The 15,186-nt window shown below is 51.5% G+C and carries 10 protein-coding genes; 5 read left to right on the forward strand and 5 right to left on the reverse strand.

The window, feature by feature from the left end:
- Positions 1–97: 97 nt before the first annotated feature.
- Positions 98–1,969 carry a TonB-dependent receptor gene (locus DW947_RS09565; protein ID WP_374938689.1) on the forward strand — a complete coding sequence of 624 codons (1,872 nt, stop codon included), beginning with the start codon at positions 98–100 and terminating at the stop codon, positions 1,967–1,969.
- A gap of 14 nt (positions 1,970–1,983) precedes the next feature.
- Positions 1,984–2,493, forward strand: coding sequence for a membrane protein (locus tag DW947_RS09570; RefSeq protein ID WP_035448758.1), 510 nt, complete (start codon positions 1,984–1,986; stop codon positions 2,491–2,493).
- 25 nt (positions 2,494–2,518) lie between these two features.
- Here DW947_RS09570 and DW947_RS09575 read toward each other — a convergent pair whose 3' ends face one another.
- Together DW947_RS09575 and DW947_RS09580 are read right to left on the reverse strand one after the other, a co-directional pair.
- Positions 2,519–3,970 carry a vWA domain-containing protein gene (locus tag DW947_RS09575; RefSeq protein WP_117963199.1) on the reverse strand — a complete coding sequence of 484 codons (1,452 nt, stop codon included), beginning with the start codon at positions 3,968–3,970 and terminating at the stop codon, positions 2,519–2,521.
- A gap of 22 nt (positions 3,971–3,992) precedes the next feature.
- Entirely contained in the window at positions 3,993–5,546 is a 1,554-nt protein-coding gene (locus DW947_RS09580) for an AAA family ATPase (protein ID WP_009038268.1), read from the reverse strand.
- Positions 5,547–6,074: 528 nt separating this feature from the next.
- On the opposite strand from DW947_RS09580, the gene DW947_RS09585 reads away from it, so the two are divergent.
- Positions 6,075–6,713 (forward strand): HU family DNA-binding protein, encoded by a 639-nt coding sequence (locus DW947_RS09585; protein ID WP_022400812.1) that lies wholly within the window; start codon positions 6,075–6,077, stop codon positions 6,711–6,713.
- A 116-nt stretch (positions 6,714–6,829) separates the two neighbouring features.
- A complete protein-coding gene (nudC, locus tag DW947_RS09590; RefSeq protein ID WP_057282090.1) occupies positions 6,830–7,636 on the forward strand; it encodes an NAD(+) diphosphatase in 807 nt (268 codons plus the stop codon).
- A gap of 289 nt (positions 7,637–7,925) precedes the next feature.
- On the opposite strand, the gene DW947_RS09595 is transcribed toward nudC, so the two are convergent.
- From DW947_RS09595 to DW947_RS09605, 3 genes are all read right to left on the reverse strand, one after another.
- On the reverse strand, positions 7,926–9,668 hold the full coding sequence (locus tag DW947_RS09595) for a phospho-sugar mutase (protein ID WP_087333053.1): 1,743 nt from the start codon (positions 9,666–9,668) through the stop codon (positions 7,926–7,928).
- Positions 9,669–9,749: 81 nt separating this feature from the next.
- On the reverse strand, positions 9,750–11,393 hold the full coding sequence (locus DW947_RS09600) for a C69 family dipeptidase (RefSeq protein WP_057089520.1): 1,644 nt from the start codon (positions 11,391–11,393) through the stop codon (positions 9,750–9,752).
- A 167-nt stretch (positions 11,394–11,560) separates the two neighbouring features.
- Positions 11,561–13,279 (reverse strand): M23 family metallopeptidase, encoded by a 1,719-nt coding sequence (locus DW947_RS09605; protein WP_117963144.1) that lies wholly within the window; start codon positions 13,277–13,279, stop codon positions 11,561–11,563.
- Positions 13,280–13,357: 78 nt separating this feature from the next.
- Between DW947_RS09605 and DW947_RS09610 the strand changes: the two genes are divergently transcribed.
- Entirely contained in the window at positions 13,358–15,154 is a 1,797-nt protein-coding gene (locus DW947_RS09610; protein ID WP_022400816.1) for an AraC family transcriptional regulator, read from the forward strand.
- Positions 15,155–15,186 lie beyond the last annotated feature (32 nt).

Raw genomic sequence — 15,186 nt, forward strand, 5'->3', positions numbered from 1 at the left:
TCTTCTTTTTGTATAACTTTGCAAAAAGAACCATAGATAAACGATGAATAAAAAGATTTTAACCGCAATTTTAATAAGTATCGCCCTTCCGGGTAGTATGCTGTCCGCACCTGCCGACAGCCTCCGGCTAAAAAGTTACAAGCTTGATGAAGTCGTGGTGACCGGGACAAGAAATGAAACAGACATCCGCCACCTGCCAATGGCCATCTCCGTAGTGGGTCGTCGGCAACTGGAACAGACCTACCAGCCCTCCATCCTGCCTGCACTGACCGAGCAGGTGCCCGGACTTTTCACCACAAGCCGCGGCATCATGGGCTACGGCGTATCCACGGGAGCCGCAGGAGGCATGAGCCTGCGCGGTATAGGCGCCGGAGTAAACGCAGCCGGAGGACCTACAACCAGCCTGCTGGTGCTGATAGACGGACACCCGCAATACATGGGCCTGATGGGGCATCCCATCGCCGACGCCTACCAGAGCATGATGACCGAACGGGTGGAAGTGCTGCGCGGTCCCGCCTCCGTCCTCTACGGGTCCAATGCAATGGGCGGGGTTATCAACATCGTCACCCGCAAGATGCAGGAGGACGGGGTGAAAACCAATGCGCAGATAGGATACGGTTCCTACAATACCCTGCAGACGGAAGTCTCCAACCGCGTGAGGAAAGGGCGTTTCAGCAGCGTGGTGACCGGCTCGTACAACCGTACCGACGGACACCGTGACGACATGGAGTTTGAGCAGTATGGCGGCTATGCCAAACTGGGATACGACTTCAGCGACACCTGGAAGCTGTGGGGCAACGTGAACATCACCCGCTTCAACGCCTCCAATCCCGGCGAAGTCGACAATCCGTATATAGACAACGACTCGCGCATCACACGCGGCATGACCTCCTTCGCACTGGAAAATCGTTACGACCGCACTTCCGGCGCCGTGAGCTTCTTCTACAACTGGGGCCGGCACAAGATTAATGACGGCTACCACCCCGGAGGAGAGCCCCAGAAGTCGCACTTCAACTCCAAAGACCGGATGCTGGGCATATCGTGGTATCAAAGTGCCACGCTCTTCACCGGCAACCGCCTGACCGTAGGTTTCGATTACCAGCACTTCGGCGGAGAGTCCTGGAACAAGGTTGTCGCCATCGACGAGGCAAAACCCGGACAGCAGATTGGCGACCATATCCCCGGTGTGGACAAGCAGATGGATGAATTTGCAGGCTATGTGGATTTCAGGCAGGACATCAACAGCTGGCTTTCACTGGACGCCGGTGTCCGCATAGACCACCATTCGCACGTAGGCACGGAATGGATTCCCCAAGGGGGACTGGCTTTCCATCTGCCCCGGCAGGCGGAACTGAAAGCAATGGTGAGCAAAGGATTCCGTAACCCCACCATCCGGGAGATGTACATGTTCCCTCCACAGAACCCCGATTTGAAAGCGGAGAGCCTGATGAACTATGAACTCTCCTTTACGGAGCAGCTTTTGGGAGGGGCCATGTCCTATGGGGTGAACCTCTACTACATCAACGGGGACAACATCATCATGACAGACCCTGCCCTGCGCAAGAACGTCAACTCCGGAGAGATAGAGAACTGGGGCGTGGAAACCAACCTTGGCTACCGCATCAACCGACACTGGCAGATGAATGCCAATTATAGCTGGCTGCACATGGAGAATCCGGTACTGGCGGCTCCCGAACACAAACTCTATGCCGGTACGGACTTTACACAAAGACGCTGGAGCTTGTCTACCGGTATACAATACGTGAAGGGTCTCCATACCTCGGTCACCCCGGGTAAGGAGAAGCAGGAAAGCTTCGTACTCTGGAACCTGCGTGCCAACTACCGTCTGTGCAGTTTTGCCGACGTCTTCGTCAAGGGTGAAAACCTGCTGGCACAACGCTATGAAATCAATGCAGGCTTCCCCATGCCGAAAGCTACGGTGATGGGAGGCGTAAATATCAACTTTTAATACATTACAACTACATGGAAACAAAAACAGTTAAACTCTACTCGCTGGATTACAATAATGTGAAGACGTATCTGGCAGCCTCGCTATTCATTCTTGGCAATCTGGCTCTTCCCCAGCTCTTTCATCTCATTCCCCAGGGAGGGATAACCTGGCTTCCAATCTATTTCTTCACGCTGGTGGGCGCTTATAAATTCGGATGGAAAGTGGGGTTGCTGACAGCCGTCCTGTCGCCCGTCCTCAACTCCCTGCTATTCGGAATGCCACTTCCCGCAGCACTTCCCGCCATTCTGTTGAAGTCTGTATTACTGGCTGTGGCGGCGGGCTGGGCAGCACACCGTTTCCAGCGCATTTCCCTGCCTATCCTGCTGGCAGTAGTTCTTTTCTATCAGGTAGCAGGTACTTTGGGAGAATGGGCCATGGTGGGCAGCTTCTTCCGGGCTGTACAAGATTTCCGTATCGGTGTGCCGGGAATGGGATTGCAAGTGGCAGGCGGATATTTACTGCTGAAATATAGCCTTCAATAAGCACGCTTTCAGGGCAAACCTTATTTCAGCAATTCCGCAAAGGGGTGTATTCCACCCGATAAATGCGGTCGAAGAATGGTGCCCACTCATTGTCCGTGATGCCAATCTGCAGACCGTAGAAGTGTGTACCAGCTTCCCGACAACGGCGAATCTCCTCCATAAAGGCAGGTGAAGAGTGAGGAATCTTGAAATCGCTGACCCAAAGCACATCGGCATTCATATACTCCTTGCCTTCTTTGAGCAGGCGGAACGTGGCTTCTAGCATACGGGTGGCATCTGTATCCCCGCAAGCTGTCTTTGAGAAGAATTCGAGCAGCCTTGCCCGCTCTTTCCTTACGTCAATCGGATGAATGGAGACGGAAAAGGCTATCAGAAAGCAGTTCCGCCGTTGACGGTCGACTATCTCCAGGAGCTTTATCAGCAGGGAGTGGGCAATCTTCTCCGGCTTGCCAGCCATGCTTCCCGAGGTGTCTAGACAGACAATCATCGGACCTTTGGGACGGGCAGGCTTGGTTTCGATGCGCCGGGCAGGCTGCATGATTTCCGATTTATAACGGAAGGTCTGGAGCTTGCGAGTAAGGTATTTGTAGACGAACAAATCTTCCAGTTCACTGTCAGCGGAATGGGCAAGCTCAATGGGAAGCAGGGTATTGAGGTCGTTGCCGGTACTGATGCCCAGGATGTCACATTTGGAGGAGTGCTCCATTTTGTAGACGTTTCCCTCGGCAACGCGGATTTGCTCACGTCCTTCGTCGTCTGCCATACGCCCCATCTTGCGGGCCACTTTCACTATCTCGGGGCAAGAGCGCTGGATGCGCACGATTTTCCGTATACGCTCAAAGTCGACAGTATTCCACAAGCCGCTCATCATGCCCCAGGTCTGGAAGAATTCGTCCTTATCCACCCGGTTCTGGCGGATGTACTCGGGGATGTCTTTCAGATTGGAACGGAGCCTGCGCTCGAGGGCATCTTTGCGGAAAACGATTTCTTTCTCCTTTTCCTGATGCATCTTCTGTTGGAAGGCGTCTTCCCAGTCGTCCACCATTTTCTCCCAGACTTCATCGTCCGCATATCCTCCTTCTGTGCCGAAGTGGCTGCGGTAGAAACGGGAGTCGAAGCCGTACTCCCGGTATTTGTCGGAAATCTGCTGGAGCAAGGCTTGCCAGCCGTCTTTCCGTTTTGCCATGGACCATTCCAGCACGAGTTTCATCCCGGTCCGTTCCGACTGGCTTTTCCGGAGGTGGTACCTCTCCTTCTCCAAATTCAAGTGGATAAACTGAATCATGGTGTCGTAAAAGATACGTGCACAGACCTCATTGCCCAGCACCTGCACCTTGACCATGGAGTCGTTCATCACGGAGAGCAGATAGGCATACAAGGGCTCGGTATCCGTCTCAGCACACTCTCCGGTGGCTACAAAACGGTCCAGTGCCTGCACATAGAAGGCGGTGTCATATCGGGTGGCGGTGGTGTTCATCTTCTTCTTGGTTACTGGAGGATTATTCGTCTCCATATCTCAGTTTGCGCATGTCCACACGCGCCCAGGCTATCTCCTTGCGGACGATGGAGACGTATTGAGCTACGCTCTTTTTATCCTCTTCGGAGACGAAAAGGTTGTCGGACAAATCTCTTACCAAACGGTCTATATTTGTGGCAGCAGTGTCCAGTTCCGTCTCATAGTCGCGGTCGGTAATGGAGAGGTTCCCCAGCCAGAGCTGTTGCTCCTCGCCCCGTTGCAGACGCCGCATGGGGAAGCGCACACCGTTGATGTAGAGATGCTTGTCGTCGCGGTAGAGGGTGACGCGTTCGGTGCCTTCCTCTTTCACGACGCCGGTGTCGGCAAAGGCGCGAATGATGGTACGCTTGGGATTGATGGGGTCGACATACATTACGCCCAAGGTGGGGGCATCTTTGGCGCTGTACTCCTTCAGATTTTTGTAGTCCACGATAAAGATGTAGGTGTTGCCCGTACCATGTTTCTCCACCTGGTAGTAGAAGTGGTCCGTTATCTGCAGGTCATCGTCCCTACGGTCGCCGGCAAGGCGGGCTTTGTCGAGGGCTTCGCGCACACGGCTGACTTTCAAATCGGATTTCAGCGAGGAGGCGATACCGGCAATCTGTTTTGTGTGGGACACGAATAAGGCACGGATAACGATGTCACGGATGGCAACGCTCTCATCAGGCTCACTCCATAGGCAGTGGTAGACGGGAAGCAGGTCGGTCATGGAGACTTCCGTGCGGCCGTGGACGAAGGCGGAGGTCTTGAGCAGCTTCACGATGTTCTTCCAGCGGCGGTCGCTGACGTAGACATTGCGGCGCAGGTCGGAGTCTTGCATCTCTACGCTTGTCAGTCCGTGGCGAATGGCTGTGATGCAGGAAAGAACATCGAGAGGCAAGGTTACGCGGCGTATCTCAGCTTGCCATTCGGCATACTCGCGGTCGGAGATTTGCCATTCGCAGGCAGTCGTTTCCGGATGGTCGGCAGAATCGTCCAGCAGCATTTTGTAGAAAGACTCTTCCTGCTTGACGCAGGTGCAGAGAATGCGGATAAGGAAGCGGTCCCATAGGGCTTCCAGTCCCTCGCCTTGAGCGGGCAGTTCGTTACTGGCAGCTACGAGCAGTTTGAGGGGGAGATGCAGTTCCTTGTCGCCATTGCGGAAAAGTTTCTCGTTGATGACGGTCAGCAGAGTGTTCTGTATGGCAGGGCCTGCTTTCCATATTTCGTCCAGAAACACGACATCGGCTGTGGGCAGATAGCCGTCGATGGCACGTTCATACTTGTCGGATTCTTTCAGTCGGCTAATGCTGACAGGACCGAAAATCTCGTCGGGCGTAGAGAAGCGGGACATCAGGTATTCAAAGGCACGGGCATCTGTAAAAGCCGACTTTAGCCGCCTGGCTACCATTGACTTGGCTACTCCCGGAGGTCCCAGGAGCAGAATGCTCTCGCCTGCCAGAGCTGCCAGCAGGGAGAGGTTTATTTCAGTTTCTTTTTCGTATACTCCCCGGTTCATTTCGGAAAGGAGGAGACGAATGCGTTGGGTTATTTCCACAATATGATTTATTTATAGTCAGTACTCATGTATAAAGAAAAGTGTGTAAAGATACAAAATAGTAGGGAAATCAGAGAGAGTCTTATTAAGATTCACTATCTTTGGAAAACAAATACACACAGACACGCACACACGTTGTGATTTGCTTTCATTTCCTATATCTATTACCATTTCTACCTGGAGACAAATTGTCCCCAGGTAAGTGACCAGTCCTTCATCGGGTCAGTCCCTATTATTGGGGATTTAACAATCCCCCCTCTTTTGCCGAAAACTAAAACTTTCCTCCCCAAACACTACTCTTCGTATCACTATATTTTATACCTTTGTTCACTAAGAATTAATCGTCCCATACCCATTTCTGTTTCGTCCGACAGCTGTCGGACGATAATTAAACAACTGTTGGACGATAATGCAACAGTTGTCGGACGATTAGTTTTTAGGAAGAAGAAAATTAATCCGCTTAGCGACAAAAATAATTCCCCGAAGCGACGAGAACTGTTTATCGCTATAAACAAAAATAAATATCTTATGAGCGCGTATTACGACCTTTACGAAACGCCTTCGCCCGACGGGAAAGAAGACAAGAAATCACTCCATGCACGTATCTGCCCGAAAAGGACTTATACCCAAAAGGAGTTTGTGGAACATATCGCAACTTTCCAACATCTGCCCAAGAATGTGATAGGAGCAGCATTGGATGCCTGCATTGACGAGTTGTGCGACCTCCTTGCCAACGGAAACATCGTGGAACTGGGAGAACTCGGATTCTTCAGCACTTCTCTGAAATGCCTGCGCGAGACCGACGACGAGAAAAAGAAAATCCGCTCCGAATCCGTCCAATTCCAAAACGTGCACCTGCGCATCAGCAGCACGTTCCGCAACAACATCAAGAAGAAAATGACGTTGGAACGTGTACACTCCACTACCAAGAAATCGAAAAAAGTAGTAGAGACCACCGAAGCAACAAGAAAAGCCGAACTGGAACTGTTCCTCAAGCAGAATGTATGCATCAACAAGAACGAATACATCCAATTGAGCGGACTAACCAGACATGCCGCCATAGACGAGCTGAACAAATTCATCCGGCAAGGGTTCCTGCGCCGCCGCGGAATGGGAAGGTCAACGGTCTATGTGCGGCAAGAAAAAGACACAGCAAACGAAATTTAGGGGGGGGCGAACACAGAGACACAAAGACATAGAAATTAATGCTTTATCTCTTTGAAAAGAATCTCTGTGCCTTTGTATTTTCGTGTTCATCCCCCCAAATAATAAAACAACAAACAATGGAAAAATCAACAGAACCCCAACCCTGCACGCAGTGGTTCGTCTTCTTCAAAGACCAACTGCTGCTGAAAAAAGGATATACAGACAAAGGAGAAATAAAATACAGCGTACCCGTCAGTATAGAGCCTCCTCTGACACCGGAAGCCGGAAGTAATATACACGAAGTGTTCCCACCCAACGGCAAGCAAGTACGTGCATTTGCTTTGGAACAGCCCGTGGCCGAAACCGATGAATGGGTCATGATAGGCCTGCGCGCATCGTACGACTACATCTCGCCGGACGAGTACCGTTCTGCAGGAAAGGCCTTCCAGATACTCTATTGGGACGAGCACAGCCGCTTCTGCCCCGTGTGTGGCACCGCCATGGAGCACCAGACCCCCATCATGAAGAAGTGTCCCAACTGCGGCAATGAGATGTACCCTCCCGTTTCCACCGCCATCATTGTACTGATACGCAAAGGAGACGAAATCCTGCTGGTGCATGCCCGGAACTTCCGAGGAACCTTCTACGGACTGGTGGCAGGCTTCCTCGAAGCCGGCGAGACACTGGAAGAATGTGTAGAACGGGAAGTTTTTGAAGAAACGGGGCTGAAGGTAAAGAACATCACCTACTTCAGCAACCAGCCCTGGCCCTACCCCAGCGGATTGATGGTGGGTTTCATTGCCGACTACGAAAGCGGGGAGATAAAACTGCAGGAAGATGAGCTGACCGCTGCCGCCTTCTATTCCAAAGACAACCTGCCCGAAATTCCACGAAAGCTGAGTATCGCAAGAAGGCTGATAGACTGGTGGATGGAGAACAATTAAAAATTAAAGAATTAAAAAGAGGGGGGAAGAAATTTAAAAAAGCAAATTGCGGAAAACACACACTCACAAACGAACAACTACGAATGAAACGACTCTCATTCACATCAACCAATCGGTGTGTAACCGCAATCTGCATATACTAAACTTCCCTGCAAACGTTTTGTTCATCAACCATCGGGTTTAAGTCTTTATTTAAGTTTTCTTTCAACACAGAAGCAAAAGGAAGAGGCGCAGCCCTCACGGGTTACGCCTCTCCGAACACTATATACACATTTTTTCCTCTTTCCTATCAAATGCCGAGTGACTTGCGCACTGCCTCCACTTTCTTCTCAGCTTCGGCATCGGCGCTGGCATAGCATTTCGGACAACCCATCTCGCCCTTCACCTCGATATAGAACTTAATCTTCGGTTCCGTACCGGAAGGACGGACAGAAATCTTCGTGCCGTCTACAGTGAAATATTGAAGTACATTGGAAGTCTCGGGCATATCCAACTTGCTTACGTTGCCCTGGGCATCAGTAAGTTCCAGCGTCTTGTAATCCTTAATCAGACTGACAGCCGAACCGCCGATTTCCTTCGGAGGATTGGCACGGAAGTTATCCATCATCGCCTTGATTTCCTCGGCACCGCTCTTACCCGGTTTCACCACATTCACGGTGGTTTCCTTTGAGAATCCATATTCTACATAGATTTCCATCAATACGTCATAGAGCGTCTTACCCTGGTCTTTGGCCCAAGCACAGATTTCGGCCAGCAAGGAGCAGGCAGAAACCGCATCTTTATCACGGACAAAGTCTTCGGCCAGGAAGCCATAGCTTTCTTCACCACCACCGATATACTGCTGCTTGCCTTCGCTCAGACGGATTTCGCGAGCAATCCACTTGAAGCCGGTGTAGCAGTCGCGCATTTCAATCTTGTTCTTGTCTGCCACAGCCTTGATGAGTTCAGTGGTCACGATGGTCTTCACGATGAAGTCGTTTGGCTGCATCTTGCCCATTGCAATACGGTTCTTGATGATGTAGTACAAGAAAATGAGACAAGTCTGGTTACCATTAATAAGCACCCACTCGCCCTTATCGTCCTTGCAGGCCATACCGACACGGTCGGCATCCGGGTCACTTGCCATCACGATGTCAGCGTCAATCTTCTTGGCCAGCGCAATGGCCATGGAAAGGGCTTCGGCATTTTCGGGATTCGGAGAAACCACTGTCGGGAAATTGCCGTCCTTCACCATCTGTTCGGGCACGCAGTTGATATTCTCAAATCCCCACTCCTTCAATGAGTCCGGAATGAGCACGCGGCCTGCGCCATGAAGCGGAGTATACACAATGCTGAGGTCTTTCTGGCGACGGATGACTTCGGGGTCGATGGAGATGGAGTGAACCATGTCCAGATAAACCTTATCCACTTCCTTGCCGATAATCTGAATCAAGTCCTTGTTGCCGTTGAACTTGATGTCGGCCACCGTCACCTTATTTACCTCGTCTATGATGGCTGTATCGTGCGGAGCGAGCACCTGCGCACCGTCATCCCAATAAGCCTTGTAGCCGTTGTATTCTCTGGGGTTGTGGCTGGCTGTGATGTTGATACCGCTCTGACAGCCGAAGTGACGGATGGCGAATGAAACTTCGGGCGTAGGACGAAGGTCATCAAAAAGATATACCTTGATGCCGTTTGCAGAGAAGATGTCAGCAGAAATCTTGGCGAACTTGTCACTATTGTTGCGGCAGTCGTAGCCCACTACAACGGAAATATCCTTCTTTCCGGCAAAACATTTGTTCAGATAATTGGACAAGCCCTGTGTTGCAGCACCTACAGTGTAAATGTTCATGCGGTTTGTACCGGCACCCATGATGCCGCGCAGACCACCCGTTCCAAACTCCAGGTCTTTGTAAAAACTGTCTATCAATTCGGTTTTATCTGGGTTTTCCAACATGCGTTTCACTTCTGCCTGAGTTTCGGCATCATATGCCGGGGTAAGCCATTTTTCGGCTTTCTCAGTCACCTGCTTAATCAGTTCCTGATTTTCCATAAGACTGTTATTATTTTAAGAGTTAATATAAACTTTTTTGTAAGACACAAATGTAGAAGAATAAGTTCAAATATCCTAATTTTATTCAGGCATTTTATATCTGTCTCCCGTCTGCTTAACATACTCTTCAAGGAACTCCTTCGGGTATCCCGGGCGGATTACGCCTGCCGGCTGGCCAATGGAATTACGTTCGAACTGACCGTTTTTCATACGCTTGACAACGCCGTCATTGTACTTTACGACAAGAAACTCGCCAAGACGTTTCCAGGTATCGAAAGTGCTTTGGGCGGTCATGTTCGTATAGTTGGTTAGGAATGCCTTCGCTTTGGCAGGGTCTTTTTCCAAAAGTTTGGCAGCAGCAGCCTCAACGCCCTCCTGCGCTTCATTGAAAGTTGTCTCCAACTCTGTCTGAGTGGCACGCACGTCGTCTATCATCAAGTCATAGCGGGGATATACCATATTGGCCACCCAATTGAAAATCCAGAAAGCGGAGTTCCAGGAGAAAGTGATGTAATCGGCGCCATCCACGCGGGTATAGCATACGGGAACCTTGTCCGTACAGCAATATACGGGCGTAAATACCGTCATGTTGGCATCATCCGTGCCAAACCACAGTACTCCACCGATAGGGTCGGGCAACTCGGAACGCATCTGTGCCACGAATACGAAACCACTTTGCTGGGTGGAGATGGGACGCTCATTGAAATATTCCCGGTCGCCCACTTTGAAAGAGAGTGGAGAAAGGCGGTACGGGGTATGATACGGGCCTGCACCGAAATCTTTGCTGATGTCGAGAGGAGTACCTTCATAATGGTCGCGCATGGCATTTTTCACATCCTGCACGGAAACCTTGCGGTTGGGTTTCACAAACAGAGGCATCGGAGTGTTCGTCTCACCTAATATATAAGGTAAGAACTCGTTACCACGGTCGGTAAACATATTGAAATAGCTCCATACACGGGCCTCGCAATAGCGACGGGCACCAAAATCGAGCGGAGCATAGGCATCGGCAAAACTGAAATCCTTGTTCACACCATCAAAGTAACCCTTCTCACGTGCAAAGGAGATGACGTCGGCAGAGTACATGCAGTTTTCCTTGTCATTCATATTGAACTGATGAATGCGGCTCTGGTTGGCATGTGCGGAGATACAATCATCGGGCACGCGGACAGCTACCCATACGGCACCGCGCACACCGGGTCCCTTGCCAATCATCTCCATAATCCATATCTCGTTGGGGTCGGCAATGGTGAAGGATTCTCCACTACTGTAATAGCCATATTCCTGCACCAATTCCGTCATCACCTTGATAGCCTCGCGAGCAGTGCGTGAACGTTGCAGTCCGAGATAAATCAAGCTACCGTAGTCGATAATACCGGTAGTGTCTACCAGTTCGGGGCGTCCGCCGAATGTCGTTTCACCGATAGTGAGCTGGAATTCGTTCATATTGCCGATGACATTGTACGTCTGACGGGCCTGCGCTATCTGCCCGAGGTATTTGCCGGTATCCCACTCGTGTATGTCAATCAGCGTGCCTTTCTTATGCATGCCGGCAGGATAATGATATAGCTCGCCGAACAAGCCATAGGAATCGGCAGAATAAGAAACGATGGTAGAACCGTCCGCGGAGGCGTTCTTGCCCACGATAAGATTGGTGCAGGCCAGTGCATTCGCCACGGCTGCCACAACAAACAAGACGGAAAGAGTCAGTCTTTTACTTTTCATACTTCTAATAAATTAAGGCCTCACCCCCGTCCCCTCTCCGAAAGAGAGGGGAGAAGAAAATGATAGCTTGTTACACATATTTTTATTACACTTATTTATTACACTATATATAGCAAAAGTAACTTCCGACCTCCCCTCCCTACGGGGGAGGGGTCGGGGGAGAGGCTTTACCATACAAATTCAAACTGTTCGGTGGTACAGTTGCCACAGCCATCCGTCACCGTCATCTCCACCACATGCTTGCCGCCTTTCTCCACATGTTTCGGGTCGAGCTCGCACACCAGGTTACCACTGATGGAGTTGGGCTTTCCAAACAAGGCATATTTTCCGTCAATCGTACCCCGATAGGTGTTGATGCCGGTTTCCTTGTCCTTGGCCTTGAAGATGATTTTTCCCGTACGTCCCCACTGAGCTTGGTTCACGGGAGTTATCACCGGCGGAACCGTATCCACCGCCACGGTATAAGTCCCCAAATCCCGTATACGCACTTTCATGACACCATCCTCATACTTACCGCCGATGCGGTATTTTCCACCGCGCGCCGTTACGCCCGCCACATAATATTTGGTCATATCCTCTACCGGACGCCGGCGCAAGCCGATACGCAAATCGCAGGCATTGTGCATAGGAATACGGGTATCGTTCAGTTGATAGGTGAAAGCTATATCACCGCTATCAGCCCGCACGGAATAGTTCAACAGGACGTTATCGTAGAGCATTCCTTTCGGAATGACCAATTCTAACCCCGGTTCCTGCAGATAGTTCACCTTGTCCCACTTGAGGGCGTATTTCTCACGATGTTCCACCGGAGCAATTGTCGTCTTCTGCCCCTGCACCGTGAAGCAGACCTTGGAGGTATTTCCCAGCGCATCGCTCAGCGTATAGACAAACCGGTAAGGGCGTTCTTCGTTGATGTCCACCAGTCCACGGTTACCGTTGGATGCATGCAGCATGCGTAAGTGGTTTCCCGGCTCGATGAAAGACTTCATATACTGGCCGTGTGTCCACGAATTGATATAGCGGTTTTCCTCGTATGCAAAGCGGTCTACCGTACTGCGGAAGACTTCCTCGCCGTCCACTTCGAGAATCACCGTCTTCACGCCATATTTATTCTGCACTCCGTCCATATAATCATAAGCACGGATGCCTGCACCAATCAATCCCCAGGCGGTAATGGGTTTCGTAGGATGTGCCGGAAAAGCCCGTCGCGTCTGCTTACCTTCCACCACTCCTTTGCCCGGCTGAGGAAACAACATGATACCTTCGGCACGCGGGGCAGTCTTGTCCTTCACTTTGTCCATGAAGAAAGGCAGTGGGTCTATATATTCGTCCGTAGCCGTCTCTATCATATCCAGATGCAGGTGCGGACCGAAAGAGTATCCGGTGTTTCCGCTTAAAGCTATTATCTGACCGGCTTTCACGGGATATTCGCCCAAGATATGCACCCCGAGATTATTACTGCCTCTATCTCTATCGTCTCCCTCATCTGACACGGGAGCAGGCTCGGGAATCATCTCTACTTCCCAGCTTTCCTTTTCGTACTGAAGAGCCTTCACTCGCTTTGCCACTTCACCCACAAAGGCGCTAAGATGACGGTAGATGGCGGTATAGCCGTTATCATACACCACATCGAGCACATAGCCCGAGCCGTGGGTGACACGGATACGCGAAATATATCCGTCCGCCAGCGCACGTACCGGTTTGCCTATGGCGCCACCGGTCTTGAAATCCAGTCCGCCATGAAAATGGTTGGCACGTATCTCGCCAAAGTTACCGGAGAAAATGATGGGAAAATCAAAAGGCGGAGTGAAGGAAGCCTCTTGTGCCCGAGCCCCGACAGATATAAAGAAAAAAGACAAAATGACAGATTTTATGTATATATTCATTGCAGTAACTTCTTATGATAAACGCAGGCAAAGATAAAAATAATCCCTATCTTTGCCATACAAAAGAGAAAATAAACAATGGAGAAAATACATTACTTCCGTCCCCTCTATCTTGCTCTGGCACTCACCATAAGCCTATTTTCCACCGCAAGCACCCCTAACCGATACAAAACCTCCGCTTCCCTGCCCGACAGCCTGCTGACCGAACAGCATATCCGCAGCATCTATTACACCCTGCCCGACAGCGCTCTGTCACTGCTGGACGAAGCCGAAGCCCGCCGTCTTCCCCACCTGCCGCAATTCCGCATCGACATGCTGCGCGGCACAGTCTACGAACGTCAAGGTATGTACCACCTCAAGGAGCGGTACATCCGCCGCGCCCTGCAAAGCGACTCCGTGCAGCACACTCCTCTCCGGAAACTGCAAGTCCTCACGCAGCTCGCCACCGCCCTCGACCGCCTGAACAAATACGAAGAAGGCATCCGCATCTGTACCGAAGCCATCGAGCTGGCACAGGAGCAAGGACAGAAGGCCAAAGAAAGCGAACTGCTGTTCACTTTGGGCCGCATGTATCAAGGCATGAAGCTCGACGACAAAGCGTTCCGGTACATGTACCGTTCCATCGAACTGCTGCAAGGCACGGACAATGTGCGCGAACTGGCCCAACTATCCACCTCCTACGGCGACTTGTCCGCCTATCTGGCCGAAAACGAGCGTTTGGACGAAGCCATTGCCCTCTGCGAGAAGCGTCTCGACGTTATCAGCCGCATGAGCCTGCTGCCCGGACCGCCGCCCGGATACATAGACCAGCAATACGGTTACCTCTACTCCAAACTTGCCTGGTACTACCTGCAAAACGGACAAAGCGAAAAAGCCGCCGAAACCGCCCGGAAATACCAAAGCACCGGCTTTGCACAATCGCAGGCAGGACAAACAGAAATCGTCCCCTACCTGCTGGGTACGCGTCAGTACCATAAAGTGCTGCAACTTCTTGACGCCTCTTCCGCCCTGGCCGAACCGGCCGATACCTTCAACTACGGCCACCTGATTCTGCTGGACCGCTATGCCCGCACCTACCGCGGACTGAAACGTCCGGAACTGGCCGACAGCTACCAACAGCGCATCACCATGCTGACCGACAGCATCTATGCCCGCGAAAAGGCCGGCCAGGCACACGAATTCGCCATCATCTACCAAACCCAGGAAAAGGATGCGCAGATACGCGAAGCCCAACACAAGCTGGCACGGCAACGCGTACTGTTCATCACCACCAGCTTCATCGCCATCCTGCTCGCCATCCTGCTATGGGAAAAGCACCTCCACCTGCGCCGCACCCGCGAACGCAACCAGATAGCCGCCCGCCAGATAGAAGAGCTTCTGGCACAGAAAGAAGAACTGCGCAAGGCATACCGCCGGCAGCCGCTTCACCCGGAAGATGCCCCTAACGAAGAGCCGCCTGCCGCTCAAGCCAACACTTCCCCCTCCGCTGCCGACGATGAAGACAACCGCCGCCGGTTCATGCAGATGGAAGATGCCCTGCTCACCGACCTGCCCTTCCTAAACCCCGACTTCAACCGCGAAGACCTGATGAAGATAACGGCCTTGAGCAAGAACCGCCTCAACCCGTTCCTGCGCGAATATGCCGGTGCCGACGGCTTCAGCGACTACATCAACCGCCTGCGCGTGGAGCACTCCATATCGATGCTGAAAGACAACAGAATGTATTCCATAGATGCCATAGCCACCGCTTCGGGCTTCAAGAGCCGCAACACCTACTATGTGGCGTTCAACAAACTGCTTGGCATGACACCCGTGCAGTACCGGGAGACTTTGCCGGACAAGTCCGCAGAACCATGCACAGAGCCTATAGTTTAACAGATTGCAGGCCGTCAGTTACAAGAACTATT

Origin of the sequence: Bacteroides sp. AM44-19, assembly GCF_003603395.1 — a bacterium.
Classification (GTDB): domain Bacteria; phylum Bacteroidota; class Bacteroidia; order Bacteroidales; family Bacteroidaceae; genus Bacteroides; species Bacteroides uniformis.

Coding starts and splice junctions, on each gene's coding strand:
- DW947_RS09565 (WP_374938689.1), top strand. CDS start 98: ATGCTGTCCGCACCTGCCGACAGCCTCCGGCTAAAAAGTTACAAGCTT.
- DW947_RS09570 (WP_035448758.1), top strand. CDS start 1,984: ATGGAAACAAAAACAGTTAAACTCTACTCGCTGGATTACAATAATGTG.
- DW947_RS09575 (WP_117963199.1), bottom strand. CDS start 3,970: ATGAACACCACCGCCACCCGATATGACACCGCCTTCTATGTGCAGGCA.
- DW947_RS09585 (WP_022400812.1), top strand. CDS start 6,075: ATGAGCGCGTATTACGACCTTTACGAAACGCCTTCGCCCGACGGGAAA.
- nudC (WP_057282090.1), top strand. CDS start 6,830: ATGGAAAAATCAACAGAACCCCAACCCTGCACGCAGTGGTTCGTCTTC.
- DW947_RS09595 (WP_087333053.1), bottom strand. CDS start 9,668: ATGGAAAATCAGGAACTGATTAAGCAGGTGACTGAGAAAGCCGAAAAA.
- DW947_RS09600 (WP_057089520.1), bottom strand. CDS start 11,393: ATGAAAAGTAAAAGACTGACTCTTTCCGTCTTGTTTGTTGTGGCAGCC.
- DW947_RS09605 (WP_117963144.1), bottom strand. CDS start 13,279: ATGAATATATACATAAAATCTGTCATTTTGTCTTTTTTCTTTATATCT.
- DW947_RS09610 (WP_022400816.1), top strand. CDS start 13,358: ATGGAGAAAATACATTACTTCCGTCCCCTCTATCTTGCTCTGGCACTC.